This is a genomic window from Serratia sp. CY82433 (assembly GCF_052166535.1).
Lineage (GTDB): Bacteria > Pseudomonadota > Gammaproteobacteria > Enterobacterales > Enterobacteriaceae > Serratia > Serratia sarumanii.
This window is the reverse complement of the sequence record NZ_JBJNOR010000001.1, coordinates 370,472-396,775: the sequence shown is the minus strand read 5'-3', so window position 1 is coordinate 396,775 and position 26,304 is coordinate 370,472. Positions and strand designations below refer to the sequence as shown.

21 protein-coding genes, 6 tRNA genes and 2 other RNA genes are annotated in these 26,304 nt (G+C 58.9%); 4 read left to right on the top strand and 25 right to left on the bottom strand.

The genetic code is table 11. The annotated features are described in order from the left end of the window. Positions 1-199 precede the first annotated feature (199 nt). From ACJ8PI_RS01990 to zitB, 3 genes are read left to right on the top strand one after another with little or no spacing between them, the layout of a single operon-like run. Positions 200-805 (top strand): response regulator, encoded by a 606-nt coding sequence (locus ACJ8PI_RS01990; RefSeq protein ID WP_033653531.1) that lies wholly within the window; start codon positions 200-202, stop codon positions 803-805. Continuing rightward, on the top strand, positions 802-4,002 hold the full coding sequence (locus tag ACJ8PI_RS01985) for an ATP-binding protein (RefSeq protein WP_164134012.1): 3,201 nt from the start codon (positions 802-804) through the stop codon (positions 4,000-4,002). Before ACJ8PI_RS01990 ends, ACJ8PI_RS01985 begins: the two co-directional genes overlap by 4 nt. Then, positions 4,002-4,964 (top strand): CDF family zinc transporter ZitB, encoded by a 963-nt coding sequence (zitB, locus tag ACJ8PI_RS01980; RefSeq protein WP_033637476.1) that lies wholly within the window; start codon positions 4,002-4,004, stop codon positions 4,962-4,964. The genes ACJ8PI_RS01985 and zitB overlap by 1 nt, the downstream gene beginning before the upstream one ends. 35 nt (positions 4,965-4,999) lie before the next feature. Here zitB and pnuC read toward each other — a convergent pair whose 3' ends face one another. The 21 genes from pnuC to cydA form a co-directional block, all read right to left on the bottom strand. Further along, positions 5,000-5,725 carry a nicotinamide riboside transporter PnuC gene (gene pnuC / locus ACJ8PI_RS01975; RefSeq protein ID WP_033637475.1) on the bottom strand — a complete coding sequence of 242 codons (726 nt, stop codon included), beginning with the start codon at positions 5,723-5,725 and terminating at the stop codon, positions 5,000-5,002. A gap of 20 nt (positions 5,726-5,745) precedes the next feature. Continuing rightward, a complete protein-coding gene (nadA, locus tag ACJ8PI_RS01970; RefSeq protein ID WP_015376982.1) occupies positions 5,746-6,807 on the bottom strand; it encodes a quinolinate synthase NadA in 1,062 nt (353 codons plus the stop codon). Positions 6,808-7,126: 319 nt separating this feature from the next. Next, positions 7,127-7,251: non-coding RNA, RtT sRNA (locus ACJ8PI_RS01965), on the bottom strand. Positions 7,252-7,325: 74 nt separating this feature from the next. Further along, positions 7,326-7,450, bottom strand: a non-coding RNA gene (locus ACJ8PI_RS01960) — RtT sRNA. A 74-nt stretch (positions 7,451-7,524) separates the two neighbouring features. Continuing rightward, a tRNA-Lys gene (locus ACJ8PI_RS01955) sits at positions 7,525-7,600 on the bottom strand. Between the two features lie 6 nt (positions 7,601-7,606). After that, positions 7,607-7,682: transfer RNA gene (locus tag ACJ8PI_RS01950), tRNA-Val, on the bottom strand. Positions 7,683-7,727: 45 nt separating this feature from the next. Further along, positions 7,728-7,803, bottom strand: a tRNA-Lys gene (locus ACJ8PI_RS01945). 156 nt (positions 7,804-7,959) lie between these two features. Continuing rightward, a tRNA-Lys gene (locus ACJ8PI_RS01940) sits at positions 7,960-8,035 on the bottom strand. 6 nt (positions 8,036-8,041) lie between these two features. Continuing rightward, a tRNA-Val gene (locus ACJ8PI_RS01935) sits at positions 8,042-8,117 on the bottom strand. A gap of 29 nt (positions 8,118-8,146) precedes the next feature. After that, a tRNA-Lys gene (locus tag ACJ8PI_RS01930) sits at positions 8,147-8,222 on the bottom strand. Between the two features lie 178 nt (positions 8,223-8,400). Then, a complete protein-coding gene (gene cpoB, locus ACJ8PI_RS01925) occupies positions 8,401-9,195 on the bottom strand; it encodes a cell division protein CpoB (RefSeq protein ID WP_033647153.1) in 795 nt (264 codons plus the stop codon). A gap of 9 nt (positions 9,196-9,204) precedes the next feature. Continuing rightward, entirely contained in the window at positions 9,205-9,714 is a 510-nt protein-coding gene (gene pal / locus ACJ8PI_RS01920; RefSeq protein WP_025160033.1) for a peptidoglycan-associated lipoprotein Pal, read from the bottom strand. A 44-nt stretch (positions 9,715-9,758) separates the two neighbouring features. Then, complete coding sequence (tolB, locus tag ACJ8PI_RS01915; RefSeq protein WP_004939856.1) at positions 9,759-11,051, bottom strand: Tol-Pal system beta propeller repeat protein TolB; 1,293 nt, start codon at positions 11,049-11,051, stop codon at positions 9,759-9,761. Between the two features lie 132 nt (positions 11,052-11,183). After that, positions 11,184-12,365, bottom strand: coding sequence for a cell envelope integrity protein TolA (gene tolA / locus ACJ8PI_RS01910; RefSeq protein WP_121535289.1), 1,182 nt, complete (start codon positions 12,363-12,365; stop codon positions 11,184-11,186). 81 nt (positions 12,366-12,446) lie between these two features. Further along, positions 12,447-12,875 (bottom strand): colicin uptake protein TolR, encoded by a 429-nt coding sequence (gene tolR / locus ACJ8PI_RS01905; protein WP_004939859.1) that lies wholly within the window; start codon positions 12,873-12,875, stop codon positions 12,447-12,449. A gap of 12 nt (positions 12,876-12,887) precedes the next feature. Then, positions 12,888-13,571 carry a Tol-Pal system protein TolQ gene (gene tolQ / locus ACJ8PI_RS01900; protein ID WP_004939862.1) on the bottom strand — a complete coding sequence of 228 codons (684 nt, stop codon included), beginning with the start codon at positions 13,569-13,571 and terminating at the stop codon, positions 12,888-12,890. Continuing rightward, complete coding sequence (gene ybgC / locus ACJ8PI_RS01895) at positions 13,568-13,972, bottom strand: tol-pal system-associated acyl-CoA thioesterase (protein ID WP_025160034.1); 405 nt, start codon at positions 13,970-13,972, stop codon at positions 13,568-13,570. The genes tolQ and ybgC overlap by 4 nt, the downstream gene beginning before the upstream one ends. A 130-nt stretch (positions 13,973-14,102) precedes the next feature. Then, positions 14,103-14,399: a cyd operon protein YbgE gene (gene ybgE / locus ACJ8PI_RS01890; RefSeq protein WP_033647158.1), complete on the bottom strand. Its 297-nt coding sequence runs from the start codon at positions 14,397-14,399 to the stop codon at positions 14,103-14,105. Next, on the bottom strand, positions 14,399-14,512 hold the full coding sequence (cydX, locus tag ACJ8PI_RS01885; protein ID WP_004939868.1) for a cytochrome bd-I oxidase subunit CydX: 114 nt from the start codon (positions 14,510-14,512) through the stop codon (positions 14,399-14,401). The genes ybgE and cydX overlap by 1 nt, the downstream gene beginning before the upstream one ends. A gap of 17 nt (positions 14,513-14,529) precedes the next feature. After that, positions 14,530-15,669 (bottom strand): cytochrome d ubiquinol oxidase subunit II, encoded by a 1,140-nt coding sequence (gene cydB, locus ACJ8PI_RS01880; protein WP_019454033.1) that lies wholly within the window; start codon positions 15,667-15,669, stop codon positions 14,530-14,532. A 14-nt stretch (positions 15,670-15,683) separates the two neighbouring features. Next, positions 15,684-17,252 (bottom strand): cytochrome ubiquinol oxidase subunit I, encoded by a 1,569-nt coding sequence (cydA, locus tag ACJ8PI_RS01875; protein ID WP_019454034.1) that lies wholly within the window; start codon positions 17,250-17,252, stop codon positions 15,684-15,686. A 683-nt stretch (positions 17,253-17,935) separates the two neighbouring features. Here cydA and ACJ8PI_RS01870 point away from each other — a divergent pair. Next, positions 17,936-19,834, top strand: coding sequence for a bifunctional metallophosphatase/5'-nucleotidase (locus ACJ8PI_RS01870; protein WP_164097417.1), 1,899 nt, complete (start codon positions 17,936-17,938; stop codon positions 19,832-19,834). Positions 19,835-19,906: 72 nt separating this feature from the next. Here ACJ8PI_RS01870 and sucD read toward each other — a convergent pair whose 3' ends face one another. The 4 genes from sucD to sucA all read right to left on the bottom strand — a co-directional run bounded on the left by sucD (position 19,907) and on the right by sucA (position 26,157). Further along, positions 19,907-20,779, bottom strand: coding sequence for a succinate--CoA ligase subunit alpha (sucD, locus tag ACJ8PI_RS01865; protein ID WP_004939878.1), 873 nt, complete (start codon positions 20,777-20,779; stop codon positions 19,907-19,909). Beyond that, on the bottom strand, positions 20,779-21,945 hold the full coding sequence (gene sucC, locus ACJ8PI_RS01860; protein WP_025301883.1) for an ADP-forming succinate--CoA ligase subunit beta: 1,167 nt from the start codon (positions 21,943-21,945) through the stop codon (positions 20,779-20,781). Before sucC ends, sucD begins: the two co-directional genes overlap by 1 nt. Positions 21,946-22,067: 122 nt before the next feature. Beyond that, positions 22,068-23,285 (bottom strand): 2-oxoglutarate dehydrogenase complex dihydrolipoyllysine-residue succinyltransferase, encoded by a 1,218-nt coding sequence (gene odhB, locus ACJ8PI_RS01855; RefSeq protein ID WP_033637469.1) that lies wholly within the window; start codon positions 23,283-23,285, stop codon positions 22,068-22,070. 64 nt (positions 23,286-23,349) lie between these two features. Further along, positions 23,350-26,157: a 2-oxoglutarate dehydrogenase E1 component gene (sucA, locus tag ACJ8PI_RS01850; protein WP_033647497.1), complete on the bottom strand. Its 2,808-nt coding sequence runs from the start codon at positions 26,155-26,157 to the stop codon at positions 23,350-23,352. Positions 26,158-26,304: the final 147 nt, after the last annotated feature.

Sequence of the window (26,304 nt, the reverse complement as noted above, 5' to 3'; positions counted from 1 at the left end):
GGTATCGAGGGGTATTTCGCAGTGCGTAACGGTGTAGATCCCAACAATCTAGCCTGTGGGAATGGCGCTGTAAATCACCTTTGCCCCCCGCCGCTGGAACCGCCAAATTAACAGCAGATTGTGCTGTTTCATCAGGGGAGCGCAGAGCCTCCTTTTTCGCTATGCTAGCGATCGGAATATAAAGCGACCCGAGTTGAACATGCCCTCTCTGTTATTAGTTGATGACCACCCGGTGGTTCATGTCGCACTGGAAGCGGCGCTAATGAAATCATCCCGCCCCTACCGCCTGCAGGCGGCGCAGGACGACGTCCAGGCGCTGGCCCTGCTGGCCGAGGCCACTTTCGGCCTGGTGATCCTGGATATTGGCCTGCCGCAGGTCGACGGGCTGCAGCTGTTGAAAAAAATCCGCCGCCGCTACCCGCAGCAGCCGATCCTGATCTATACCGCGCAGGAGGCCGAGGTCTATGCGCGCATGGCGCATGCCGCCGGCGCCAACGGTTTCGTCAACAAAGGCAGCTCGTTGGCAGAGTTGTTGCAGGCGATCGAGCAGGTGCTGGACGGTGAAACCCACTTCCCCGCCGCCGCGCTGGCCGAAGAAGCGCCGACGGCAGACGGCGGGCTGCTCACGCCTAAAGAGCTCGAGGTGCTGGGCTTGTTGAGCCAGGGGCTGTCCAACCTGCAGATCGCCGATCGGCTGCACATCAGCAACAAGACCGTCAGCACCCACAAGAAGAACATCCAGCGCAAAACCGGCGCCGGCAACCTGCTGGAGCTGGTGGCGGTGTTTAAAGAGCTGGCGCCATGATGCGCCGCGCCCTGCTGCTGCTGCTCCTGTGGTGCGGTCTGGCGCAGACGGCGGAGCCGGTGCGCTATCAGCTGGTCAGCAATCTGAATACCCCCGAGAATATGCTGATCGTCGGCGAGAAAAACCCCTGGCGCGACCGTACGCTGCGCGTCGGCATCGTCAGTGAGAACACCAGCCCGTACAACATCATCGTGGATGACGATCTGTATGGGCTGAATGCCGACTACCTCGGCTATATCCAGCAGGTGACCGGCATTCGCTTCGCCATTTACGGCTTTGCCGATCTGACGCAGCTGGAGCAGGCGCTGCACGACGGCAAGATCGATCTGCTGTACGGCATCCCGCAGAGTGAGGCGCTGCACGGCCTGGCGATCTCTCAGCCCTATTACGTCAGCAACCTGCGCGTATTGCGCGATCGCAGCAACGATCGCCCGGTGATGCTCAACTCCGCCAACGCCCGCGTCGCGATCGGCGCGCTGACCGACATGCAGTCCGGCGGCGCTCTGCAGGCGGTCGCGTCGCAGATCCAGCGCTACGACAACAATCTGCAGGCGGTCTACTCGCTGCTCAACGGCAGCAGCGACTACTTTATCGCCGACGAGGCCAGCGCCAGCTTTATCATCGATCAGCTGCAGCTCGGCCAGCTCTATCAGATTGAAAGCAACGAGAACCTGGGCAACCTGTCCTTCGTGTTCGCCGCCGACGACTCGCGGCTGATAGACACGCTGGACACCGCCATCGCCGACGCGCCGATGGAGCTGATGAACGCCCTGCAGGGCCGCTGGAGCAAGAAGATCCCCAGCTACCTCGACACCGGCAATGCCGATCTGACGACGATGGAGAAGAATTGGGTGGCGAGCCACCGCGTGGTTTACTACGCCGCCATCGAAAACAACTTCCCGTTCGCCTACCGCGGCTCCGACGGCCAGCCGCGCGGCTACGCCATCGACATTCTCAACATCATCGCGCAAAACACCGGGCTGCGTTTCGCGCCGCTGTGGGCGCGCAACGCCGAGCAGGCCGATCTGCTGGTGCAGTCCGGCCAGGCCAGCTTCCGCGCCGCCCTGCCGCTGGCGCGCGGCGTCAAGGCGCGCTACGGCGCCAGCATGCCGATCCACCGTTCGCTGTGGGGGGTTTACGTCGGCCAGCACGCCAACGGCATTTCCACCTGGAGCGATTTGGCCGGCAAGCGCATCGGCGTGCTGCAGGGCGATTTGGCGCAGGGGCTGGTGCCGGAACAGGAGCAAACCATCAGCTTCGCCGACAGCAAGTCGATGTACGACGCGCTGGCCAACGGCCAGCTGGATGCGCTGGTGGATAACGTCATCTCCGCCAACTTTTTGGCGCTGTCGCGCTATTCCGGCGCCATCAAGCTGGCCTTTGCCGCCAACAACATCCCCTACCCGGTGGCCTTCGGCGTGCGCCGCGATCAACCTCTTCTGTTGGCGATCCTTGATAAGAACCTGATGCAGATCCCGGCGGACACCCTGCAATCGCTGCGCGACGAGTGGATCGTCGATCGCAGCAACCTGATCGACGCGGTGAACGACAACCGCATGCCGCCGCAGACCACCTGGCTGCTGGCGCTGCTGGCCGCCGCCACCGTGCTGCTGCTGGCGCTGACGCTGCGCCGTTTCATGCTGCAGCGCCGTGAAAAACGCGAACGCGAAGAACTCGAGCACGCGCGCCGCCGCGCCGAAGCGGACAACCGCATGAAGAGCAAATTCCTCGCCACCGTCAGCCATGAGCTGCGCACGCCGATGCACGCCATCCTCGGCCTGCTGGAGCTGGAGCTCAAACGCCAACCCGCGCCGGAAGGCCTGCCGGTGATATACAGCTCGGCCTCATCGCTGCTCAACCTGCTCAACGACCTGCAGGATCACGCGCGGTTGGAAACCGGCTCGCTGACGCTGGCACCGAAACCGGTGGTGCTGCGCCCCTGGGTAGCGCGCATCGACGCCCTCTACCGGCCGCTGATCGGCGAGCGGCCGTTGACGCTGAGCGTGGTGGCGGATCCGGCATTGCCGGAGGCGGTAGTGATTGATGGTGAGCGTTTACTTCAGGTGGCTAACAACCTGATAAACAACGCGATAAAATTTACGCCGCGCGGCGCCATTCAGGTCGAGATCGGCTGGCGCGCGCAGGATGAGCGGCAGGGGGAATTGCATCTGACGGTGAACGACAGCGGCTGCGGTATCGCCGCCGATGAAATAGACAAACTGTTCCAACCGTTTTACCGCGCACGCGGCGCGCAACGCATCTCGGTGCAGGGTACCGGTTTGGGGCTGTCGATCTGCAAAGAGATCGTCGAACAGATGGGCGGCCGCATCGAGCTGCACTCGCAGCCGGGCGTAGGCACCCGCGTCGAGGTCGCGATACCGGTCGAGCTGAGCGGCGCGGCGCCGGTTGCCACCCCGGAGGAAAGCCCCTTTGCTCTGCCGTCTTCCGCCTTGCGTACCGCGCTGATCGACGATCACCCCACCAATCTGTTGCTGATGGAACGCCAGCTGCGCCACTTCGGGCTGCAACCCGCCCGCTTCGAACAAGGCTATGCGCTGTTGAAGGCCCAACGCCGGCAACCGTTCGATCTGCTGTTTATCGACTATAACATGCCGCGCCCGGACGGCCTGACGCTGGCCAGGCTGATCCGCCGCGACGAACAGCGGCTGCAACGCCCGCCTTGCCGCATCGTGCTCTGTTCGGCAGACGTGCAGGAGTTTACCCGCATTCCTCCGGGGCTGGTGGCGATCGACCACTTCCTGACCAAACCGATTTCACTGGCGGCGATCGGCCAGGTGTTGGCTCAGCAACCGCAGGTGCAGGAAGCAAAGTCAGTCCTTACTGACCTGCGGCAAACGCTGGTCGAAATGGCGGGTGGCGATCGCGCCATGCTGCAGCGGCTGGCGCAGACGCTCGGCGATACGCTGCGGCAAGACCGGCAGCGGCTCGCGGACGCCGTCGCCGCGAACGACTGGCCGCGCCTGGAGCAGGCGGCGCACCGTATCAAAGGCAGCCTGCTGATGCTGCAACTGCCGGAAGCCGCGCAGCTGTGCCAGCAGCTGGTGGAAACCGCACGTCGGGGCGCGCTTGCCGCCGCCGCTTATACTAAATTAAAGGCGTTAGTGGCGCAGATAGTGCCGGAGCTGGACGCTCTGCTCGCCGCCGCCCCCTCTTTGGCTATGCATAAGGATGAATAATGTCGGACACTCCACACGTACACCTGCCGAAAGACAGTAATAGTAAACGCCTACTGACCGCTTTTTTAGTCACCGCCGTCTTTATGGTGGCCGAGGTGGTCGGCGGCCTGTTGTCCGGCTCGTTGGCGCTGTTGGCCGACGCCGGCCACATGCTGACCGATGCCGCCGCGCTGCTGGTGGCGCTGATGGCGGTGCACTTCTCCCAGCGCAAGCCCAACGCGCGCCACACCTTCGGCTACCTGCGCCTGACCACCCTGGCGGCCTTCCTCAACGCCGCGGCGCTGCTGGTGATCGTGGTATTCATCCTGTGGGAGGCGATACGGCGTTTCTTCGAGCCGCAGCCGGTGATGGGTACCCCGATGCTGATCATCGCCGTAGCGGGGCTGCTGGCGAACCTGTTCGCCTTCTGGCTGCTGCATCGCGGCAGCGAAGAGAAAAATATCAACGTGCGCGCCGCCGCGCTGCATGTGCTGGGCGACCTGCTCGGCTCGGTGGGCGCCATCGTCGCCGCCATCGTCATTCTTGCCACCGGCTGGACGCCGATTGACCCGATCCTGTCGGTGCTCGTCTCCTGTCTGGTGCTGCGCAGCGCCTGGCGGCTGCTGAAGGAGAGTTTCCACGAGCTGCTGGAAGGCACGCCGCAGGAGGTCGATATCGCCAAGCTGCAAAAAGACCTGTGCCTGAATATCCCGGAAGTGCGCAACATCCATCACGTGCACGTCTGGCAGATCGGCGAACAGAAGCTGATGACGCTGCATGCGCAGGTGATCCCGCCGCATGACCACGATGGGCTGTTGCAACGCATTCAGGCTTATCTGTTGGAACACTACAAGATTGGCCACGTGACCATTCAGATGGAGTACCGGCACTGCGAGACACCGGACTGCGGTATCAACCGGGCGCCGGAGCCGAGTGAACACTCACATGCCGAAGCGCACTCCCATCTTGGACATCGTCACTAAGCCAAGAGGGCGCCATCACGGCGCCCTCTGCGTTGTTAAGGTGCGGAAGAGAGCGGGTTGGAACCATTGCGCCCGGCGCTCTTGATCCATAGCCAGGAGCCGTTCAGGGCGATCAGCGTCAGAATGACATACTCCAGCGCCATCGCGTACACCCCCTGGTAGGCGAAGATCGCCACGCTGATGACATCGATAACCACCCACAGCAGCCAGTTTTCCACGTACTTGCGCGTCATCAGAATCATCGCCACGATGGAGAGCACCATCATCGCCGAATCCCAGAACGGGAACGCGTCCGGCTGCAGCTCAGGCATCTGCACGTTCAGCCCCAGCCCTTGCATCACCGCCACCGCGATCTGCGTCAACCAGGCGAACACGCGGTCGATATTGAAGGTCATCAGGCCGATGCCGATGACGCAGACCGCCGCCCAGGCCAACGCTTTCGGCAGCGGCAGCCAGCGGATCTGCAGCTCAGCCTGATTATCCTGGGTCTGGCGGCTCCAGGCATACCAACCGTAAATGTTGGCGCCGAAGAAGAACAGCTGCAGCAGCAGGCTGGCGTACAGCTGGATCTGGAAGAAAATCACCGCGAACAGCGTGACGTTGATCAGGCCGAACAGGTAGTTGATGATTTTTTCCTTGCTGGCGTACCAGATGCACAGCAACCCGAACAGCGTGCCGATGGCTTCGATCCACGACAGATCGTAACCGCCCGCGCCAAGCGGAATGTGCACCAGAATATTGCTGGTACTGAAGAAGCTCATGAGGTCATCCTTTTAAACGGTTAAGCGTTGCCTTTAACCTGCATTTTAAGTTGAGCGGCGAAATCCAGCATGCGGTTCAGCGGCACCAGCGCCTTCTCACGCAGCGCGGCGTCCACGTGGATCTCATGCTGCGCGCCCCCCTGCTCCAGCCCTTCGGCAATCGCCTTCAGGCCATTCATCGCCATCCACGGGCAGTGCGCACAGCTGCGGCAGGTCGCCCCTTCTCCGGCGGTCGGCGCTTCGAACAGCTCCTTGTCCGGACAGGCCTGCTGCATCTTGTAAAAGATACCGCGATCGGTGGCGACGATCAGCTGTTGATGCGGCAATGTTTTCGCCGCCTGGATCAGTTGGCTGGTCGATCCCACCGCATCCGCCAATTCAACCACCGCCTGTGGCGATTCGGGATGCACCAGGATGGCCGCCTGCGGATAGAGCGCCTTCATGCGCCGCAGCGCCTGAGTCTTGAACTCGTCATGGACAATGCAGGCGCCTTGCCAGCACAGCACGTCGGCGCCGGTCTGCTTTTGCACGTAGCTGCCGAGATGGCGATCCGGCGCCCAGATGATCTTCTCGCCCAGGCTGTCCAGGTGTTCGATCAGCTCGACGGCGATGCTGGAAGTGACCACCCAGTCAGCGCGCGCTTTGACCGCCGCTGAGGTGTTCGCATAGACCACCACGGTACGATCGGGATGGCTGTCGCAAAACGCATGAAACTCCTCTTCCGGGCAGCCCAGATCCAGCGAACATTCGGCAAACAGCGTCGGCATCAGCACCTGCTTTTCCGGGCTGAGGATCTTGGCGGTTTCCCCCATGAAACGCACGCCGGCCACCAGCAGCGTGGAAGCCGGATGGGCGCTGCCGAAGCGCGCCATTTCCAGCGAATCCGCCACGCAGCCGCCGGTTTCTTCCGCCAGCGCCTGGATTTCCGGATCGGTATAATAGTGGGCGACCATCACCGCATTACGCTGCTTGAGCAGGGTTTTGATCTTCTCGCGATAAAAGGCTTTTTCGGCTACGTCCAGCGGTACCGGTTTAGGCGGGAAGGGATACACCGCCGCATTGACATCAAACATTTCACTCATCGCTGCAATCTCATGCTAGGCTGGGCGCCTGCCGCGTGAATATCGCCTGCCGCAACGCCCTTCGTTTTATATACTAAACAAAATACCTAAAACTGCGCGAAAAGTCCGCTGATATTTTCATATTTGCGCACCTAGTGTTTAATGGATTAAAAAACACAGATATTGGTTACACAGCTCACAGCGGAAAATGGCCTGACGAGACCGTATAGCCGTTCAGAGAACAGCGTGATGATCGGTGCGCTGTTGAAACGAGAAAGCACGAATGTAGATTACGGTGCTGCAGATGCGAAAAAAGCGCCAAAAGGCGCTTTTCTCTGAATGGGGGGTCGTGCAGGATTGATTCGGCCTGTGGCCTCACCCTGCGGGCAACGCTGCGCGTTGTCGTATCGCTGCGCGATGCTCGAACCTGAGCGCAGGCTCTCACCCGCACGACTCGGTGAACTCTGTTGGCAAGAGGATAAAGCAGAATCTGGTGGCGTAGATGCGAAAAAAGCGCCAAAAGGCGCTTTTTTCTGAATTGGTGGGTCGTGCAGGATTGATTCGGCCTTTGGCCTCACCCTGCGGGCAACGCTGCGCGTTGTCGTATCGCTGCGCGATGCTCGAACCTGAGCGCAGGTTCTCACCCGCACGACTCGGTGAACTCTGTTGGCAAGAGGATAAAGCAGAATCTGGTGGCGCAGATGCGAAAAAAGCGCCAAAAGGCGCTTTTTTCTTAATTGGTGGGTCGTGCAGGATTCGAACCTGCGACCAATTGATTAAAAGTCAACTGCTCTACCAACTGAGCTAACGACCCGCAGTGTGGTGGGTGATGACGGGCTCGAACCGCCGACCCCCTCCGTGTAAAGGAGATGCTCTACCAACTGAGCTAATCACCCACTGCTGTGGTACTGCTATTTTTCACACCTTGCTCTATCAAAGAGTGGTGGGTCGTGCAGGATTCGAACCTGCGACCAATTGATTAAAAGTCAACTGCTCTACCAACTGAGCTAACGACCCACTGATGTGGTTTACTGCTGATGGCGAATGGGTTACTGAAACCAACTCGCGGAAAACAAGGATGGGGATGTTCAGGACAACTCGACGGGTACTCGACTCGGACCTTTACTTTGCCACATCAAACCGATTCTGAAGCTGCCATTCTTTCTTAAAGAATGGTGGGTCGTGCAGGATTCGAACCTGCGACCAATTGATTAAAAGTCAACTGCTCTACCAACTGAGCTAACGACCCGCAGTGTGGTGGGTGATGACGGGCTCGAACCGCCGACCCCCTCCGTGTAAAGGAGATGCTCTACCAACTGAGCTAATCACCCACTGTTGTGGTTACTGCTACTTCAGAAATTGGTGGGTCGTGCAGGATTCGAACCTGCGACCAATTGATTAAAAGTCAACTGCTCTACCAACTGAGCTAACGACCCAATTTCCCTGCCGCTTTAACATCTTGCAAGATGTCTTGGCAACGGCGGCATATATTACTAATTTATCTTGGCAGCGCAACCTAAATTTTTTACCGATGCGTTCAACTGCTTGTTCTTCACGCGAATGAGCCCAGAAATCGGACAAATCGACTAACTTCTGGGCTCATTTTTCTGACTGTTAACCGCCTACGCGACTTTTCGCCTGTTTGGCCGCCGCACTGGTTGGGTACTGTTTAATCACCTGCTGGAACACGGCTTTGGCTTTATCGGCCTGCCCTTTCTCCTGCATGATGATACCCACCTTGTACATGGCGTCCGGCGCCTTCGGTGATTTAGCGTAATTCTTCACCACCACCGCAAAATAGTAGGCCGCGTCGTCTTTTTTACCCTTGTTGTAGAACAACTGGCCCAGCCAATAGTTGGCGTTGGGCTGGTAAGTAGACTTCGGGTACTGTTTTACGAAGGACTGAAAGGCGGAAATCGCCTGGTCATACTGTTTTTTTTCCAGTGCCAGAGAAACAGCGGCGTTGTAGTCGCTGTTCTCATCACCGCCGCTCGGCGTGGCGGAGGCGGCTGCGGGAGCGCTGCCGCCCGCATCGGAAGATGCGCCTGCGGCTGCCCCGCCGGCAGCGCCCGCGGCCGCAGAGGCGCTCTGAGCGCCGCCCTGGCTGAGGCTATCCATCTGCTGATAGATTTGCTTCTGGCGTTCAACCACCTGATTCAACTGATACTGGCTTTCCTGGATTTGCCCACGGAGAGAATCAATGTCGCGTTGGTTATCAGAGAGTTGTTGCTGGAGTTGATTTAAAAGCTGGCCTTGAGCATTGCTGATGCGCTCAAGCGAGGTGACGCGGTCTTCGACCGAGCCGGAGCCGACATTACTGATTGGCGCTTGGGCAGTAGCGGCCCAGGGGGCCGCTACGCCAACCAGTAACGACAGACTCAACAGGTGACGTCTGAAGTTACTGTTCATGCGATTCTCTTAGTAAACCAGAACGGCACGACGGTTTTTAGCATAAGCCGCTTCGTCGTGGCCCAGTACTGCTGGTTTTTCTTTACCGTAAGAAACGATAGAGATCTGGTCAGCGGAAACGCCTTTACCCTGCAGGTACATTTTAACGGCGTTAGCACGGCGCTCACCCAGAGCGATGTTGTATTCCGGCGTGCCGCGTTCGTCAGCGTGGCCTTCAACGGTCACTTTGTAAGACGGGTTGTTACGCAGGAATGCAGCGTGCGCGTCCAGCATCTGAGCGAATTCGGAGCTTACGTCATACTTGTCCAGGCCGAAGTAAACGATGTTGTTCTTCTGCAGTTCTTGCATCTGCAGACGAGCTTGTTCTTCGGAAGACAGGTTGCTGCTGCCGTTTTCCATACCAGTGCCAGCGCCCATACCAGATTGGTCGTTGTTTGCGCTTTTGTTAGAACTACAAGCTGCTACAGCCAGAACTGGCAGTGCCAGCAGAAGCCCTTTCAGCACTTTGTTCAGTTGCATTTCTTTGATCCTTTTATAGTTTGCCATACATATTTACACATGCATCACAGATACGGCGACCAGGCAGGGAATTTGACCTGTCCATCAGTTGCCGGAAGACGCGCTTTGAAACGCCCATCAGTTGACACCAACTGCAGCACGGAGCCCATACCTTGCGTCGAGCTATAGATCACCATGGTGCCGTTTGGCGCAATACTAGGCGTTTCATCGAGGAAGGTACCGGTCAAAACCTGAACGGCGCCCGATCCAAGATCTTGTTTGGCGATGTGTTGCGCACCACTGTTGGTGCTGACCATCACCAGGAATTTACCGTCGGAGCTGACTTCAGAATCCTGGTTCTGAGAGCCTTCCCACGTCAGGCGCTGTGCGGCACCGCCGCTGGCGCTGATTTTATAAATCTGCGGACGCCCGCCCTGGTCGGAGGTAAACGCCAGAGACTGGCCATCCGGGAACCAGGTCGGTTCGGTGTTGTTGTTGCGGCCATCGGTCAGCTGCGTGATCTGGCCGGAGCCGAGGTTCATCACGTACAGGTTCAGGCTGCCGCTCTTGGACAGCGCGAAGGCCAGTTTGCTGCCGTCCGGCGAGAACGCCGGCGCACCGTTGTGGCGCGGGAACGAGGCGATCTGGCGGATGGCGCCGTTAGCCAGGGTCTGCACCACCAGCGCGGAACGGCCGCTCTCGAAGGTCACGTAAGCCAGTTTGCTGCCGTCCGGCGACCAGGCCGGGGACATCAGCGGCTCAGGCGAACGGTGCACCGTAAACTGGTTGTAACCGTCGTAATCCGCTACGCGCAGCTCATACGGGAATTTCCCGCCGTTGGTCTGCACGACGTAGGCGATACGGGTACGGAACGCGCCCTTGATGCCGGTCAGCTTCTCGAACACTTCGTCGCTGGCGGTATGGGCAGAATAACGCAACCACTGTTTGGTCACTTTATACTGGTTCTGCGCCAATACGGTGCCCGGCGAACCCGAGGTGTCCACCAGCTGGTAGGAGATCAGGTAGCTGCCGTCGGCGCCAGGTTGAACCTGGCCGACAACCACGGCGTCGATGCCGAGCGCAGTCCAGGCCGCCGGGGTCACTTCAGACGCGGAGGTCGGTTGCTGCGGCATGCGCGCCACGTCGATCGGGTTGAATTTGCCGCTGTTGCGCAGATCCGCGCCGACAATCTTGCCGATATCTTCCGGCGGCGTGCCTGGGCCCGCCCATTTAAACGGCACCACGCCAATCGGACGAGCGGAGTCGACCCCTTGGGTGATTTCAATGCGAACTTCCGCGTGCAGCACGGACGCCCACAGAATTAAAAAACCTAGCGCTACTCGAAATGCCTGCTTCATCTCATCTCCCTTATCCAGGCGGGATGCCTGCGATAAATTAGCAGAATTTTAACAAACCAACTTACGTAAAACTACATAATCCCTGTTGGTTACCTTAGTACATCCCTGTGATATCACTCAGTCAATCAACCGTTATTTCGGTTTGAATTCAAGGATAGAATTCTTAAAGTGCTGATAAACGGCATCGCTCGGCGGCTTCGGTATATGTGCCAACTTGGCGGCAGACACCGCGGCCTGACACAGCGCCGGATCGCCGCCCGCCGCTTGTACGCTTATCAGCAGGCCGTCCGGCGCCAGCTTGATACGCAGATCGCAGGTTTTGCCGGCGAACGAGCTGGCGTCATAGAACTTGCTCTGAATCGCCCCCTGAATTTGCCCCATATAACCGCTGATATCCGCCCCGCTGGCCCCAGCCGTTTTGGCATTGCCCTGCCCGGCCGGTTTACCGTCGCCCTTCGATTTGGCACCGCCGCCTTTCGGCGCGTTCTTGCCGTCCGCCAGGCCACCAAACAGATCGTTGACCTCCTCCGATTGCTTCGCAGCCTCAGCGGCGGCCTTCTTCTTGGCGGCAGCGGCTTTCTCGGCTGCAGCTTTCTTCTCGGCTTCCGCTGCGGCTTTTTTCTCGGCTTCAGCGGCCGCTTTCTTCTCCGCAGCTTCTGCGGCTTTTTGCTCTGCGGCGGCGGCCGCGGCTTTCTTCGCCTCTTCCGCCTGTTTCTTGGCGGCGGCAGCGGCGGCCGCTTCTTTCTTGGCTTCCGCTTCGGCTTTCTTCTGCGCGTCCGCCTGCGCTTTGGCTATCTTGTCCGCTTCAGCCTTCGCCTTCGCGGCGGCGGCCTCGGCGACCTTCTGTTGCTCTTTGGCCTTGGCTGCGGCGGCTTCCGCCGCTTTTTGCTGCTCGGCGGCCTGTTTCTGCTGCTCCGCCGCCTTCTGCTGTTGCTCAGCCTGCGCTTTGGCGTCCTGCGCGGCTTTCTCCTGCGCCGCCAAACGCTCTTTCTCCAGCTCTTTCAGGCGCTGCTGTTGCTCCGCCTGCTTCTGCTGAAGCTCTTCGGCCTGTTGCTCCGCCTTTTTCTGGCGCTGCTTTTCGGCACGCTGCGCATCGTTGCTCTGCTGCTGCTGGCGATTGTACTGCTCCACCACCGCGCCGGGATCGACCATCACCGCGCCCACCACGGTGCCATCACCGCCACCGCCGGCGCCCATGTCGACATTTTCCTGCAGCGATCCCCAAATCAGCAGGGCAATCAGTATGAAGTGCAGAACGACCGAAACAATAACGGCGCGGTTCAGCTTATCGTTTTGCTCAGTTGCCTTTACCAAAATAGATTCCCAAAAACTGGTGTTGCTTATACGGGGTTCCTGGGCCGCAGCGCAGGAACCGGGTTGCCGTTCGCCTTACGGTCAGATTGGCTGGGTCATCAGCCCTACGGAAGCCACGCCCGCCTGATGGAGAATATTCAATGCCTTGATAATCTCATCGTAAGGGACTTCCTTCGCACCGCCGATCAAAAAGACCGTTTTCGGGTTAGCCGCCAAACGCGACTTGGCTTCGGCCGCGACTTGCTCAGGCGGCAACAGCTCCATACGGTTGTGATCCACCACCAGGGTGTATTGACCTACGCCAGAAACCTCGAGGATCACCGGCGGATTGTCATCGCTGGACACCGTTTTGGAATCGGTGGCGTCCGGCAGGTCAACCTCCACGCTCTGCGTGATGATTGGCGCGGTTGCCATAAAGATCAGCAGCAGCACCAGCAACACGTCGAGCAGCGGAACGATGTTAATTTCGGACTTCAGCTCGCGCCGACTACGTCCACGTACTCTCGCCATGCTACCTCCTACTTATTTGCTGTCGCTGGAGAAGGCCTGACGATGCAGAATAGCGGTGAACTCTTCCATAAAGTTGTCGTAATTCTGCTCAAGCTTGTTGACGCGCTGGTTGAGACGGTTGTAGGCCATGACCGCCGGGATGGCGGCGAACAGACCGATCGCGGTGGCGATCAGCGCTTCGGCGATACCCGGCGCCACCATCTGCAGCGTGGCTTGCTTCACCGCGCCCAGCGCGATAAAGGCGTGCATGATCCCCCACACGGTGCCGAACAGGCCGATGTACGGGCTGATCGAACCGACGGTGCCGAGGAACGGAATATGGGTTTCCAGCGTTTCCAGCTCGCGATTCATCGAAATGCGCATCGCGCGCGACGCCCCTTCGATCACCGACTCCGGCGCATGGTTGTTGGCGCGGTGCAGGCGGGCGAACTCTTTGAAGCCGGAATGGAAGATCTGCTCGGAGCCGGTCAGGCTATCGCGACGCGCCTGACTTTCCTGGTACAGACGGGAAAGCTCGATACCGGACCAGAATTTGTCTTCAAAGGCTTCGGCGTCACGCGTCGCCGCATTGAGGATGCGGGTGCGCTGAATGATGATCGCCCAGGAGGCTACCGAGAAGCATATCAAAATCAACATGATAAGCTTAACCAGCAGGCTCGCCTTCAAGAATAAATCTAGGATGTTCATGTCAGTCACTGCTTAAACTCCGCGACAATAGACTTAGGAAGCGCTCTCGGCTTCATTTGGTGTGGATCAATACAGGCAATCAGGACATCTGCCTGGCTCAGTAGGGCCCCGTCAGAATTGACAATGCGTTGAGCAAACGTGAGAGAAGCCCCGCGCAGACAGGTGATTTCGCTCTGTACCTCCAGTTGCTCGTCGAGACGAGCCGGAGCCAGATAATCCACCGTCATGCGCCGGACGACAAAAGCGACTTGTTCACTGAGCAGCTGCTGTTGATGAAAGTTGTGCTGACGCAGCATCTCTGTGCGCGCTCTTTCAAAAAAGGCGACGTAGCGGGCGTGATAGACCACACCACTGGCATCGGTATCCTCGTAGTAAACGCGAACCGGCCATCGAAACAACGTATTACTCACTCTACTTCCCAGCAATGCAATTTAACGCTGCTACTATACGCAAGACGGATCGGGTTGGGAATGGGTTACAAGATGGGAATGAAAATAATTATGGGCCGTGAGGGCCCATAACATGGGGACATCGGGGAGATTATAAAGAAACGTAAAGTAATCCTGCGCACAAGATCACAATTGCGGGAAGCGGCGCGAAAAAGGCCCGCCAAATGCTGCGCTGCGGGCGGAATCCGAAACCGTGGATCACCCCGGCGCACACCGCCCAAATCAGCAGCAGCCCTTCCCAAATCTCCAGCGAGCTGGTTTTGGCGGCGAAACGCGTCGGATCCCAGAACACGCACCCCGCCAAAACCAACGCCAGCACCAGGGAAAGGGCCCGGATCGGGCCCTTGTCGGTGACAGCGTACAGCTTGTCAATCACGGACGAGCTCATCACTTACCGTCTTGCTGAGCTTTAGTCGCTTCGCTCTGCTCAAGCGCCAGCGCCGTGATGATGCCGAAGGCGCAGGCAAGAAGCGTTCCGAGAATCCAGGCAAAATACCACATGGTTTAGCTCCTTATCCTTAGTACAGCGAATGCTTGTTGTTTTCGATGTAGTTCTTGTCGAGGCGACCGAACATTTTGTAGTACGACCAGCTGGTGTACGCCAAAACGATAGGCACGAAGATCGCCGCCACGACGGTCATCACTTTCAGCGTCAACAGGCTCGACGTCGCGTCCCACATGGTCAGGCTGACGTTAGGCACGGTGCTGGACGGCATCACGAACGGGAACATGGTGACCCCGGCGGTGAGGATGACGCAGGCGATGGTCAGCGACGAGGTGACGAACGCCAGCGCGCCTTTCTCCAGACGCGAGAACAGGATGGTGAACAACGGCAGCACCACGCCCAGCGCAGGCAACGCCCACAGCAGCGGATACTTGTTGAAGTTGATCAGCCAGGCGCCGGCCTGATGCGCCACTTCTTTACGCATCGGGTTGGATTCCGCCAGGGTGTCCAGCGCCGACGTCACGACGAAGCCGTCGATGCCTTTCACCAGCCATACGCCCGCCAGCAGGAAGCACACCGCCATGATCAACGTCGCGATCTGCGCCGCAGCGCGTGAACGCAGGTGGATCTCGCCGGTGGTGCGCATTTGCAGGTAGGTCGCCCCCTGGGTGACCAGCATGGTCAGGCTGACCACGCCCGCCAACAGACCGAACGGATTCAGCAGTTGGAAGAAGTTGCCGGTGTAGAACAGGCGCATGTACTCGTCCATGTGGAACGGCACGCCCTGCAGCAGGTTGCCGAACGCCACGCCGAAGACCACGGCAGGCACAAAGGAGCCGATGAAGATGCCCCAGTCCCACATGTTGCGCCAGCGGCTGCTCTCCAGCTTGGAACGGTAGTCGAAACCGACCGGGCGGAAGAACAAGGCGGCCAGCACCAGGATCATGGCGACGTAGAAGCCGGAGAAGGCCGCTGCGTAGACCATCGGCCAGGCTGCGAACAGCGCGCCGCCTGCGGTGATCAGCCACACCTGGTTACCGTCCCAGTGCGGGGCGATGGAGTTGATCATCACCCGGCGCTCGGTATCGGTTTTCCCGATGATGCGCACCAGAATGCCGACGCCCATGTCGAAACCGTCGGTGACGGCGAAGCCGATCAGCAGTACGCCAACCAGGACCCACCAAATAAATCGCAGTACTTCATAATCAAACATACGTGGACTCCTGTTTAGCGCGCTTCCTGCACGGCGGCAGTCGGTTGTTCAAAGTGATAGCGGCCGGTTTTCAGGCTGCTTGGACCCAGACGCGCAAACTTGAACATCAGGTACAATTCAGCCACCAGGAATAGGGTGTACAAGCCGCAGATCAGCCCCATCGAGAACAGAATGTCGCCCGCGGTCAGCGAAGAGTTGGCGACCGCCGTCGGCAGCACCTCACCAATCGCCCACGGTTGACGGCCGTATTCCGCCACGAACCAGCCGGACTCGATCGCGATCCAAGGCAGCGGCAAACCGTACAGCGCCGCGCGGTGCAGCCATTTTTTCTGGCCGATGCGGCCGCGGATCACGTTCCAGAACGACAGGCCGATGATCAACAGCATGATCACGCCACAGGCCACCATGATGCGGAAGGCGAAGTACAGCGGCGCCACGCGCGGAATGGAGTCCTTGGTCGCCAGCTGGATCTGCGCTTCCGTCGCGTCGGTGACGTTCGGGGTATAGCGCTTCAGCAGCATGCCGTAGCCCAGGTCTTGCTTGGTTTTGTTGAATTCGGCACGCACCGCAGGATCGGTGTTGCCGCCGCGCAGCTCTTCCAGCAGCTGGTAGGCTTTCATCCCGTTGCGGATGCGCACTTCATGCTGCGCCATCAGATCTTTCAGGCCGGTGACCTGAGTGTCCGTGGAGCGGGTGGCGATCAGGCCAAGCGCATACGGGATCTGAATAGAGAAGGAGTTTTCCATCTTGTCCTGATCGGGAATGCCGAACAGGGTGAAGGACGCCGGCGCCGGCTGGGTGTCCCATTCCGCTTCGATAGCGGCCAGTTTGGTTTTCTGCACGTCGCCCATTTCGTAGCCGGATTCATCACCCAGAACGATAACGGACAGAATGGCAGCCATACCGAAGCTGGCAGCGATGGCGAAGGAGCGCTTGGCGAAGGCGATGTCGCGGCCTTTCAGCAGGTAGTAGGAGCTGATGCCCAGAACGAACATCGCGCCACAGGTGTAGCCGGAAGCCACGGTGTGAACGAATTTCACCTGCGCAACCGGGTTAAGCACCAGTTCGGAGAAGCTGACCATCTCCATGCGCATGGTTTCGAAGTTGAAATCCGACGCGATCGGGTTCTGCATCCAGCCGTTGGCGACCAGGATCCACAGCGCGGACAGGTTGGAGCCGAGGGCCACAAACCAGGTTACCGCCATGTGCTGCACCTTGCTCAGACGATCCCAGCCGAAGAAGAACAGGCCGACCAGCGTCGATTCAAGGAAGAACGCCATCAGACCTTCGATAGCCAGTGGGGCCCCGAAGATATCGCCGACGTAGTGAGAGAAATACGACCAGTTAGTCCCGAACTGGAACTCCATGGTCAAACCGGTGGCCACACCCAGAGCAAAGTTAATCGCAAATAACTTTCCCCAGAATTTGGTCATGTCTTTATAGATTTGTTTGCCAGACAGGACATATACCGTTTCCATAATTGCCAGCAAGAACGCCATACCGAGCGTTAATGGGACAAATAAGAAATGGTACATCGCCGTTAAAGCAAACTGTAAGCGCGACAGTTCGACAATATCAAACATCTTGACTCCTTGCTCCTCGCAGGAAGACTCCGACACGCGGTTATCGGCACGCCTCTTTCAAAGCCGCCAGTAACGCCCCGCAGTGAATGCCCTTAAACACAACAAATTTGATCCAGCTTCTCCGCTTTCAACCGCACACTCGGCCAATAGCCCCTCGGGCCCTCGACAAGCACGCCACTGAAAACCGACAACGGGTAACAAATGCAACAAGATCAACCATCCATAATCACAACATGGATGATACTCGCCCAATCCCACACAATAAATAGGTTTTTACGTGACGTGGGTTAGACTTTTGGTTACAGGTCAAATCTTAGCCGAAAGAGGTACTTCGGGCTAATTTGATCTGAGACAATTTAAGCCTATCCGCATCTTATTTCCATATTCATCAGCACATTTCGCATAATTTTCTTAGGGTCATGTTGCGCAATGGTTTAATTGTTTTTTAATGATATTTTTGTGTTAAATAAATGTAATTTAAAAGAGCCGCCATTGTATTATTACGCGCTTATTATGCGACATAATTAACCTTTTATTTCCAATAAGCCGTGACAGTGATAGCAGTCACAAAACAACAAATCTCTCTCCAATATTAGTCTATTTCTCGCGATGGGATCGTAAAGGTTGCGATTTTGTAGCAGAATGACCACTTATGTTAAAATTGCATTGAGTGACAATAACTTATGAAAAAAATCATCTTTGCCTCTGTCTTGGGACTCTCGGGAAACGCCATGGCCGCCGAAACGGTAAATATCACCCTGCTGGGCACCTCCGATCTGCACGGCACCTTCGTGCCCTGGGACTACGCCAGCGACACGGAAAATCTGGCGGGCAGCCTGAGCCAGATAGCCACCCAGGTCAAAAAGGTGCGCGCCGAGCAGCCCAACCTGATCCTAGTGGACGCCGGCGACACCATTCAGGGCAACTTCGTCGAAACCTTCAAGCATGAGGCCGTCAGCCCGATGATGCTGGGCCTCAACGCGCTCAATTATGACGTCTGGGTGATGGGCAACCACGAGTTCGACTTCGGCCTGCCGGTGCTGGCTACGCCGCTCAAGCAGTTCAAGGGCGCGGCGCTGGCGGGCAATATCGTCTGGGACAACGGCAACCCCTATCTGCCGGCCTACACCATCGTCGAACGCCAGGGCGTGAAGATCGGCATTATCGGCATGGACACGCCGATGACCGCGGAATTCGCCAAGGGCACCGATCGCATCAAAGGGCTGAACTTCACCGATCCGGTGCAGGCGGTGAAGCAGGTCATCAGGCAAATCGACGGCCAGGTCGACGCCATCGTGCTGGTGGCGCATATGGGCATCGACAATGAGAACCAGCGCCCCGGCACCGGCGTGGCCGACATCGCCAACGCCAACCCGGAGCTGGCGGCGATCGTCGCCGGCCATATGCATGTGAAGATCGACAAAGCGGTGGTTAACGGCGTCATCATCACCGAGCCGGATAAATACGGCCGCGCGCTGTCGCGTATCGATCTGCAGTTTGTACGCCGCGACGGCAAATTCACGCTGATCGACAAAAACAGCTACACCTATCCCATCAAGGGGATGACGCCGGACAGCGCCATGCAGGCGCTCTACCAGCCGTACCATGACATTTTGCGCGCCAATGCCAACCGGGTCGTGGCGAAGCTGAGCGGCAGCGATCTGGTGCCCGCCGACGAATTCCGCGGCATTCCCCAGGTGCACGTGCAGGATACCGGCATCAGCGCGCTGTTCCAGCAGGCCGCCCGCCACTATGCGCCGCTGGCGCAGGTGATCGCCCTACAGATCGACAACGATCGCGCCAAACTGGACGTCGGCGACATCAAGGCCAAGGATATCGCCTTTAACTACCAATACGCCGGCGGCGAGATCACCGTGTATCAGCTCAACGGCAAAGCGCTTAAACGCTACATGGAGTGGTCCGCCGGCTACTTCAATCAACTGCAGCCGGGCGATGTCACCTACAGCTTTAACCCGGCGCGGCGTTCGTCCAAATATTCCACCAACGATTTCTTCGATGGCGTCACTTACACCATTGACCTGCGCCAACCCGCCGGCGCGCGCATTGTCGATCTGCGCCTGACGGACGGCACGCCGGTCACCGACGATATGCCGATCCGTCTGGGCATGAACAGTTACCGCATGGGCCACCTGACGCAAAAGGGTGGCGCGCTGGAGGGGCAATCCTTCCCGGTGCTGTTCGACAGCAAAGCTCAATACGGTGAAGAAGAAGGCACCATTCGCCACCTGACCCTGCGCTACCTGACGGAGGTGAAACACGGCCACTATCAGGGCGTGCCGCCGCAGCGCTGGAAGCTGGTCGGCATGGAGGGTTACGAACCGCAGCGGGCGATCGTCAAACGGCTGCTCAATGAGGGCGTTATCCAGGTACCGACCACCGACGACGGCCGCTACACCAACGTCGCGTCGATCAACGTCAAAAACGCGTTGTTCCGCAACGCCGACGATTACCGCGCCGCCCTCACCTCGCTGGATCAACAGCGGCAAGCCGCCGTGGATCCGGTGCAACAGCGCCGCCTGCAAGATCGGATCGCGCTGATCAAGGCGCTCAACGACTTCTGATCGTCGCCCATAAAAAAGGCCACCCAATGGGTGGCCAAACATGTCGAGATAGTGTTATTTCGTACTAAATGCTTAGCGCTTCAGCACCGCTTTTACCGCGTCGCCGATGTCCGCCAGGCTGCGAACGGTTTTCACGCCCGCCGCTTCCAGCGCAGCAAACTTCTCGTCCGCCGTGCCTTTGCCGCCTGCAATGATGGCGCCCGCGTGGCCCATGCGCTTGCCTTTCGGCGCGGTTACGCCGGCGATGTAGCCGACAACCGGTTTGGTGACGTGTTCTTTGATGTAAGCTGCTGCTTCTTCTTCAGCGCTGCCGCCGATCTCACCGATCATCACGATCGCTTCGGTCTGCGGATCCTGCTGGAACATCTTCAGGATATCGATGAAGTTGGAGCCTGGGATCGGGTCGCCGCCGATGCCCACGCAGGTGGATTGGCCCAGACCGGCATCGGTGGTTTGTTTCACCGCTTCATAGGTCAGGGTGCCGGAGCGGGAAACGATGCCCACTTTGCCCGGCAGGTGGATGTGGCCAGGCATGATGCCGATTTTGCACTCGCCTGGGGTGATCACGCCTGGGCAGTTCGGCCCGATCATGCGCACGCCGGCTTCGTCCAGCTTCACTTTCACGGTCAGCATGTCCAGCGTCGGGATGCCTTCGGTGATGGTGATGATCAGTTTGATACCGGCATCGATCGCTTCCAGGATGGAGTCTTTGCAGAACGGCGCTGGAACGTAGATCACCGAGGCAGTGGCGCCGGTCGCTTCAACCGCTTCGCGCACGGTGTTGAACACCGGCAGGCCCAGGTGCTGAGTGCCGCCTTTGCCCGGGGTTACGCCGCCAACCATTTTGGTGCCGTAAGCGATAGCTTGTTCGGAGTGGAAAGTCCCCTGGCTACCGGTGAAGCCCTGGCAAATTACTTTGGTGTTCTTATCGATTAAAATGGACATTATTTACCCTCCACTGCTGCAACAACTTGCTGAGCCGCATCAGTCAGGCTGGTCGCAGCAATGATATTCAGGCCGCTGTCCGCCAGTTTCTTGGCGCCCAGTTCGGCGTTGTTCCCTTCCAAGCGCACCACCACCGGGACGTTAACGCCCACTTCGGCCACTGCGCCGATGATGCCGTCGGCGATCAGATCGCAACGTACGATACCACCGAAGATGTTAACCAGAACCGCTTTCACCTTGTCGTCGGACAGGATGATTTTGAACGCTTCGGTCACGCGCTCTTTGGTCGCGCCGCCGCCAACGTCCAGGAAGTTGGCCGGTTCGCCGCCGTGCAGTTTAACGATGTCCATGGTGCCCATCGCCAGGCCGGCGCCGTTAACCATGCAGCCGATGTTGCCGTCGAGGGCAACGTAGTTCAGCTCCCACTGAGCCGCACGGGATTCGCGCTCGTCTTCCTGGGAAGGGTCACGCATTTCACGCAGTTCCGGCTGGCGGAACAGGGCGTTGCCGTCGGCGCCCAGTTTGCCGTCCAGGCACACCAGATCGCCCTGCTTGGTGATCACCAGCGGGTTGATCTCAACCATCGCCAGATCGCGCTCCAGGAACAGCGTCGCCAGGCCCATGAAGATCTTGGCGAACTGGCTGACTTGCTTACCGGTCAGGCCCAGTTTGAAGGCCAGCTCACGGCCCTGATAAGGCTGTGGACCCGCCAGCGGATCGATGGTCATTTTGTGGATCAGTTCAGGGGTTTCTTCCGCCACCTTCTCGATTTCCACGCCGCCTTCGGTAGACGCCATGAACACCACGCGACGGGTAGAACGATCCACTACCGCGCCCAGGTACAGCTCTTTATCGATGTCGGTCGCCGCTTCTACCAGGATCTGGTGAACCGGCTGGCCCAGCGCGTCAGTCTGGTAAGTCACCAGACGCTTGCCCAACCAGGCTTCCGCGAAGGCACGGATATCTTCTTTGCTGTTGACGACTTTTACGCCGCCCGCTTTACCGCGGCCGCCAGCATGAACCTGACATTTCACCACCCACGGGCCGGAGCCGATTTTGGATGCGGCTTCTTCTGCTTCACGCGGAGTGGTACAGGCGTAACCGGTTGGTGCCGGCATGCCATACCGAGCAAACAGCTGTTTTGCCTGATATTCGTGTAAATTCATGATGTTCTATCCATTCAGTTCTGAAGGTTTTTAGCCGGACCATTATTACGCGGTAAACCGCATGGTTTTCCGGCCACATAGCACAGAGTGCGGGCGCGGCATGCCGCGCCCGGCAAGGGTTACTAGACGTCCAGCAGCAGACGAGCCGGATCTTCCAGCATCTCTTTGACCGTCACCAGATAACCGACGGATTCTTTACCGTCGATCAGGCGGTGGTCATAAGACAGCGCCAGATACATCATCGGCTGGATCACCACCTGACCATTGACCGCCATTGGGCGATCTTTGATGGCGTGCATGCCCAGGATGGCGCTCTGCGGCGGGTTGATGATCGGGGTGGACATCAGCGAGCCGAATACGCCGCCGTTGGTAATGGTGAAGTTACCGCCGGTCAGCTCTTCCACGGTCAGTTTGCCGTCGCGGCCCTTAACGGCCAGCTCTTTGATTTTCTTCTCGATGTCAGCCATGCTCATGGCGTCTACATCGCGCAGTACCGGCGTCACCAGGCCGCGCGGGGTCGAAACCGCGATGCTGATGTCGAAGTAGTTGTGGTAAACCACGTCGGAACCGTCGATCGACGCGTTCACTTCCGGGAAACGCTTCAGCGCTTCAACCACCGCCTTGATGTAGAAGGACATGAAGCCCAGACGCACGCCGTGGCGCTTCTCGAAGGCTTCGCCGTACTGCTTGCGCAGATCCATGATCGGCTGCATGTTGATTTCGTTGAAGGTGGTCAGCATCGCGGTGCTGTTCTTCGCTTCCAGCAGACGCTCGGCGACGCGTTTGCGCAGGCGAGTCATCGGCACGCGTTTTTCGCTGCGGCCGGCCAGAGCAGGCTGCGGCGCGGCTTCAGCGGCGGCGGCCGGTTTGGCGGCGGCGCCGCCTTTGGCCAGGTGCGCTTCCACGTCTTCACGCGTGATGCGGCCACCCACACCGGTGCCTTTGATGGCGCCGGCATCGAGATCGTGTTCGGCGATCAGGCGGCGAATCGCCGGGCTGAGCGCGTCATTGCTTTCTTCTTCCAGGCTCGCGGTAGCGCGCTGTGCAGGCGTGGCTTCTTTCTCCTGGCTCTTCTCAGCGGTCGGCTTGCCGGAGCTGTCGCCCGGACGGATGCGGCCGAGCAGCTGGCGAGACAGTACGGTCGCGCCCTCTTCTTCCACGATAGCATCGAGAATGCCCGCTTCACTGGCCGGCACTTCCAACACCACTTTGTCGGTTTCGATTTCAACCAGGACTTCATCACGCTGCACGCTGTCGCCCGGTTTTTTGTGCCAGGTGGCTACGGTCGCATCGGCAACCGATTCAGGAAGGTCAGGAACCAGAATATCTACGCTACTCATTTAGCTTTCCCTTAAGTTTTTTATCATCTGCTTGCCGGCCCCTCGGCCGGCAAGCGAGCGAACATTAGTCAATATTCAGCGCGTCGTTCACCAGAGCCTGCTGCTGCTTCTGGTGTACGGACATATAGCCCACCGCCGGAGAAGCGGAGGCCGGACGTCCTGCGTAACGTAAAGAAGCCCCGAACGGCACCACTTCACGGAAGTTGTGTTGGCTGCAGTACCAGGCGCCCTGGTTCAGCGGCTCTTCCTGACACCAGACGAAATCATGCACGTGCGAGTATTGCTCCAGCACGGCCTGCACGGCCTGATGCGGGAACGGATACAGCTGCTCGATACGCACGATGGCCACGTCTTTCTGCTCGTTCTTGCGACGCTGTTCCAGCAGGTCGTAGTAGACCTTGCCGGAGCACAGCACGACGCGCTTGACCGCTTTCGGATCCAAGTCGTCGATCTCGCCGATCGCCGGCAGGAAGGTGCCGTTGGCCAGTTCGTCCAGCGAAGAAATCGCCAGTGGGTGACGCAGCAGCGACTTCGGCGACATCACCACCAGCGGACGGCGCATACCGCGCAGCGCCTGACGGCGCAGCATATGGTAAACCTGCGCCGGCGTGGACGGGACGCACACCTGCATGTTCTGCTCTGCGCACAGCTGCAGATAGCGTTCCAGACGCGCGGAAGAGTGCTCTGGGCCCTGGCCTTCATAGCCGTGCGGCAGCAGCATCACCAGGCCGCACATACGGCCCCATTTTTGCTCGCCGGAGCTGATGAACTGGTCGATAACGACCTGCGCGCCGTTGGCGAAGTCACCGAACTGCGCTTCCCAGATGGTCAGCGTGCGCGGTTCCGCCGTGGCGTAGCCGTATTCGAACGCCAGCACCGCCTCTTCGGACAGCACGGAGTCCCAGACCTTGAATTCGCCCTGGCCGCTGTGGATGTTCGCCAGCGGAACGTAGACCGAACCATTTTTCTGGTTGTGCACCACCGCGTGACGGTGGAAGAAGGTACCGCGGCCGGCGTCTTCACCGGAGATGCGGATTGGAATGCCTTCATCCGCCATGGTAGCGTAAGCCAGCGTTTCGGCAGCGCCCCAGTCGAACGGCTTGTTGCCCGCCGCCATCTCGGCGCGGTCCGCGTAGATTTTCGCCACGCGCGACTGCATTTCGATCGCTTCCGGCACGGTGCTGATGCGGCGGCCCAGCTCCTGCAGGCGCTTCATCTCAACCTTGCTCGGGTACTCTTCGTCCCACTCGTGGTTCAGGTACGGTGACCAGGTGAAGGAGTGCAGGTTCATCGGACGCCATTCTTCAACCACGCAATCGCCGCGGTCGAGCGCGTCGCGGTACAGGTTGACCATTTCCGTGGCATCTTCCAGGCTGGCCACGTTCTGTTCGGTCAGAACGTCAGCGTAGATTTTGCGCGGCGTAGGGTGTTTCTTGATCTTCTGATACATCACCGGCTGGGTGGCGCTCGGCTCGTCGGCCTCGTTGTGCCCATGGCGACGGTAGCAAACCAGATCGATCATCACGTCACGCTTAAAGGTGTTACGGAAATCCAACGCCAGGCGGGTGACGAAGGCCACGGCCTCCGGATCGTCCGCGTTGACGTGGAAGATCGGTGCCTGAACCATTTTGGCGATGTCGGTGCAGTATTCGGTAGAGCGCGCATCCAGCGGGTTGGAGGTGGTGAAACCAACCTGGTTGTTGATGACGATACGCACGGTGCCGCCCACTTCGTAGCCGCGAGCCTGAGACATGTTCAGGGTTTCCTGAACCACGCCCTGGCCGGTGATGGCGGCGTCGCCGTGAATGGTGATCGGCAGCACCATGTTGCTGCGCGCTTCGTCCAAGCGATCGCGACGGGCGCGAACCGAGCCCATGACCACCGGGCTGACGATCTCCAGGTGCGACGGGTTGAACGCCAGCGCCAGGTGAACCATGCCGCCTTCGGTTTCCACGTCGGAAGAGAAGCCCTGGTGATATTTCACGTCACCGGTGCCGAGGTGTTCTTTATGCTTGCCGGCGAATTCGTCGAACAGATCGGCCGGCTTTTTGCCCAGCACGTTGATCAGCACGTTCAGACGACCGCGGTGGGCCATGCCCAACACCACTTCGCGCGTGCCGTTCTTGCCCGCGTGGCGCACCATCTCTTTCAGCATCGGCACCAGCGCGTCGCCGCCTTCCAGCGAGAAGCGTTTGGCGCCCGGGAATTTGGCGCCCAGGTAGCGTTCCAGGCCTTCCGCCGCGGTCAGCTCGTTCAGGAAACGGCGTTTTTCGTCGGCGGTAAAGCTGGCGCGCCCCACCACCGACTCGATGCGCTGTTGGATCCAGCGTTTCTCTTCGGTGTTGGTGATGTGCATGTACTCAGCGCCGATCGACCCGCAATAGGTCTGCTTCAGCGCGGCGTACAGATCGCCCAGCTTCATGGTTTCTTTGCCGATGGCGAAAGAGCCCACGTTGAAGGTTTCCTGGAAATCGGCTTCGGTCAGGTTGTGGTAAGCGGGATCAAGGTCAGGAACTTGCTCGCGCTGCCACAGGCCGAGCGGATCGAGGTTGGCATGCTGATGCCCGCGGAAGCGGAAGGCGTTGATCAGCTGCAGTACCTTGACCTGTTTGGCGTCGGTTTCCGGATCGGTGATGGTGGTGTTATAGCGCGCGGAGTCTTTCGCCAGGCGGCGGAAGTAATCGCGCGTTTGAGAGTGAAGCTGATCGGGTTTGACACCCGCGGTTGGTAGCTGTTGAAAAATGGAACGCCAGCTATCTTCAACGGAACCCGGATCGGTTAAGAAGTCTTCATAGAGCTGCTCTATGTAAGACTGGTTCGCGCCCGCCAGATAGGAGGAATCCAGCCAGGCCTTCATTGCGCCGTTCTGCATCATGATCCCTTAAGCTTTGAAGCTTTAGTTTTCGCCGTGGTTAACATAATTACCGTGATGAATACGGTTTGCCGTAAAACGGTTCACTCGACGTACTTGCGGCCATGACGGCCCGATACGTTCTGTTATGGACCTTGCGGTCCCTTA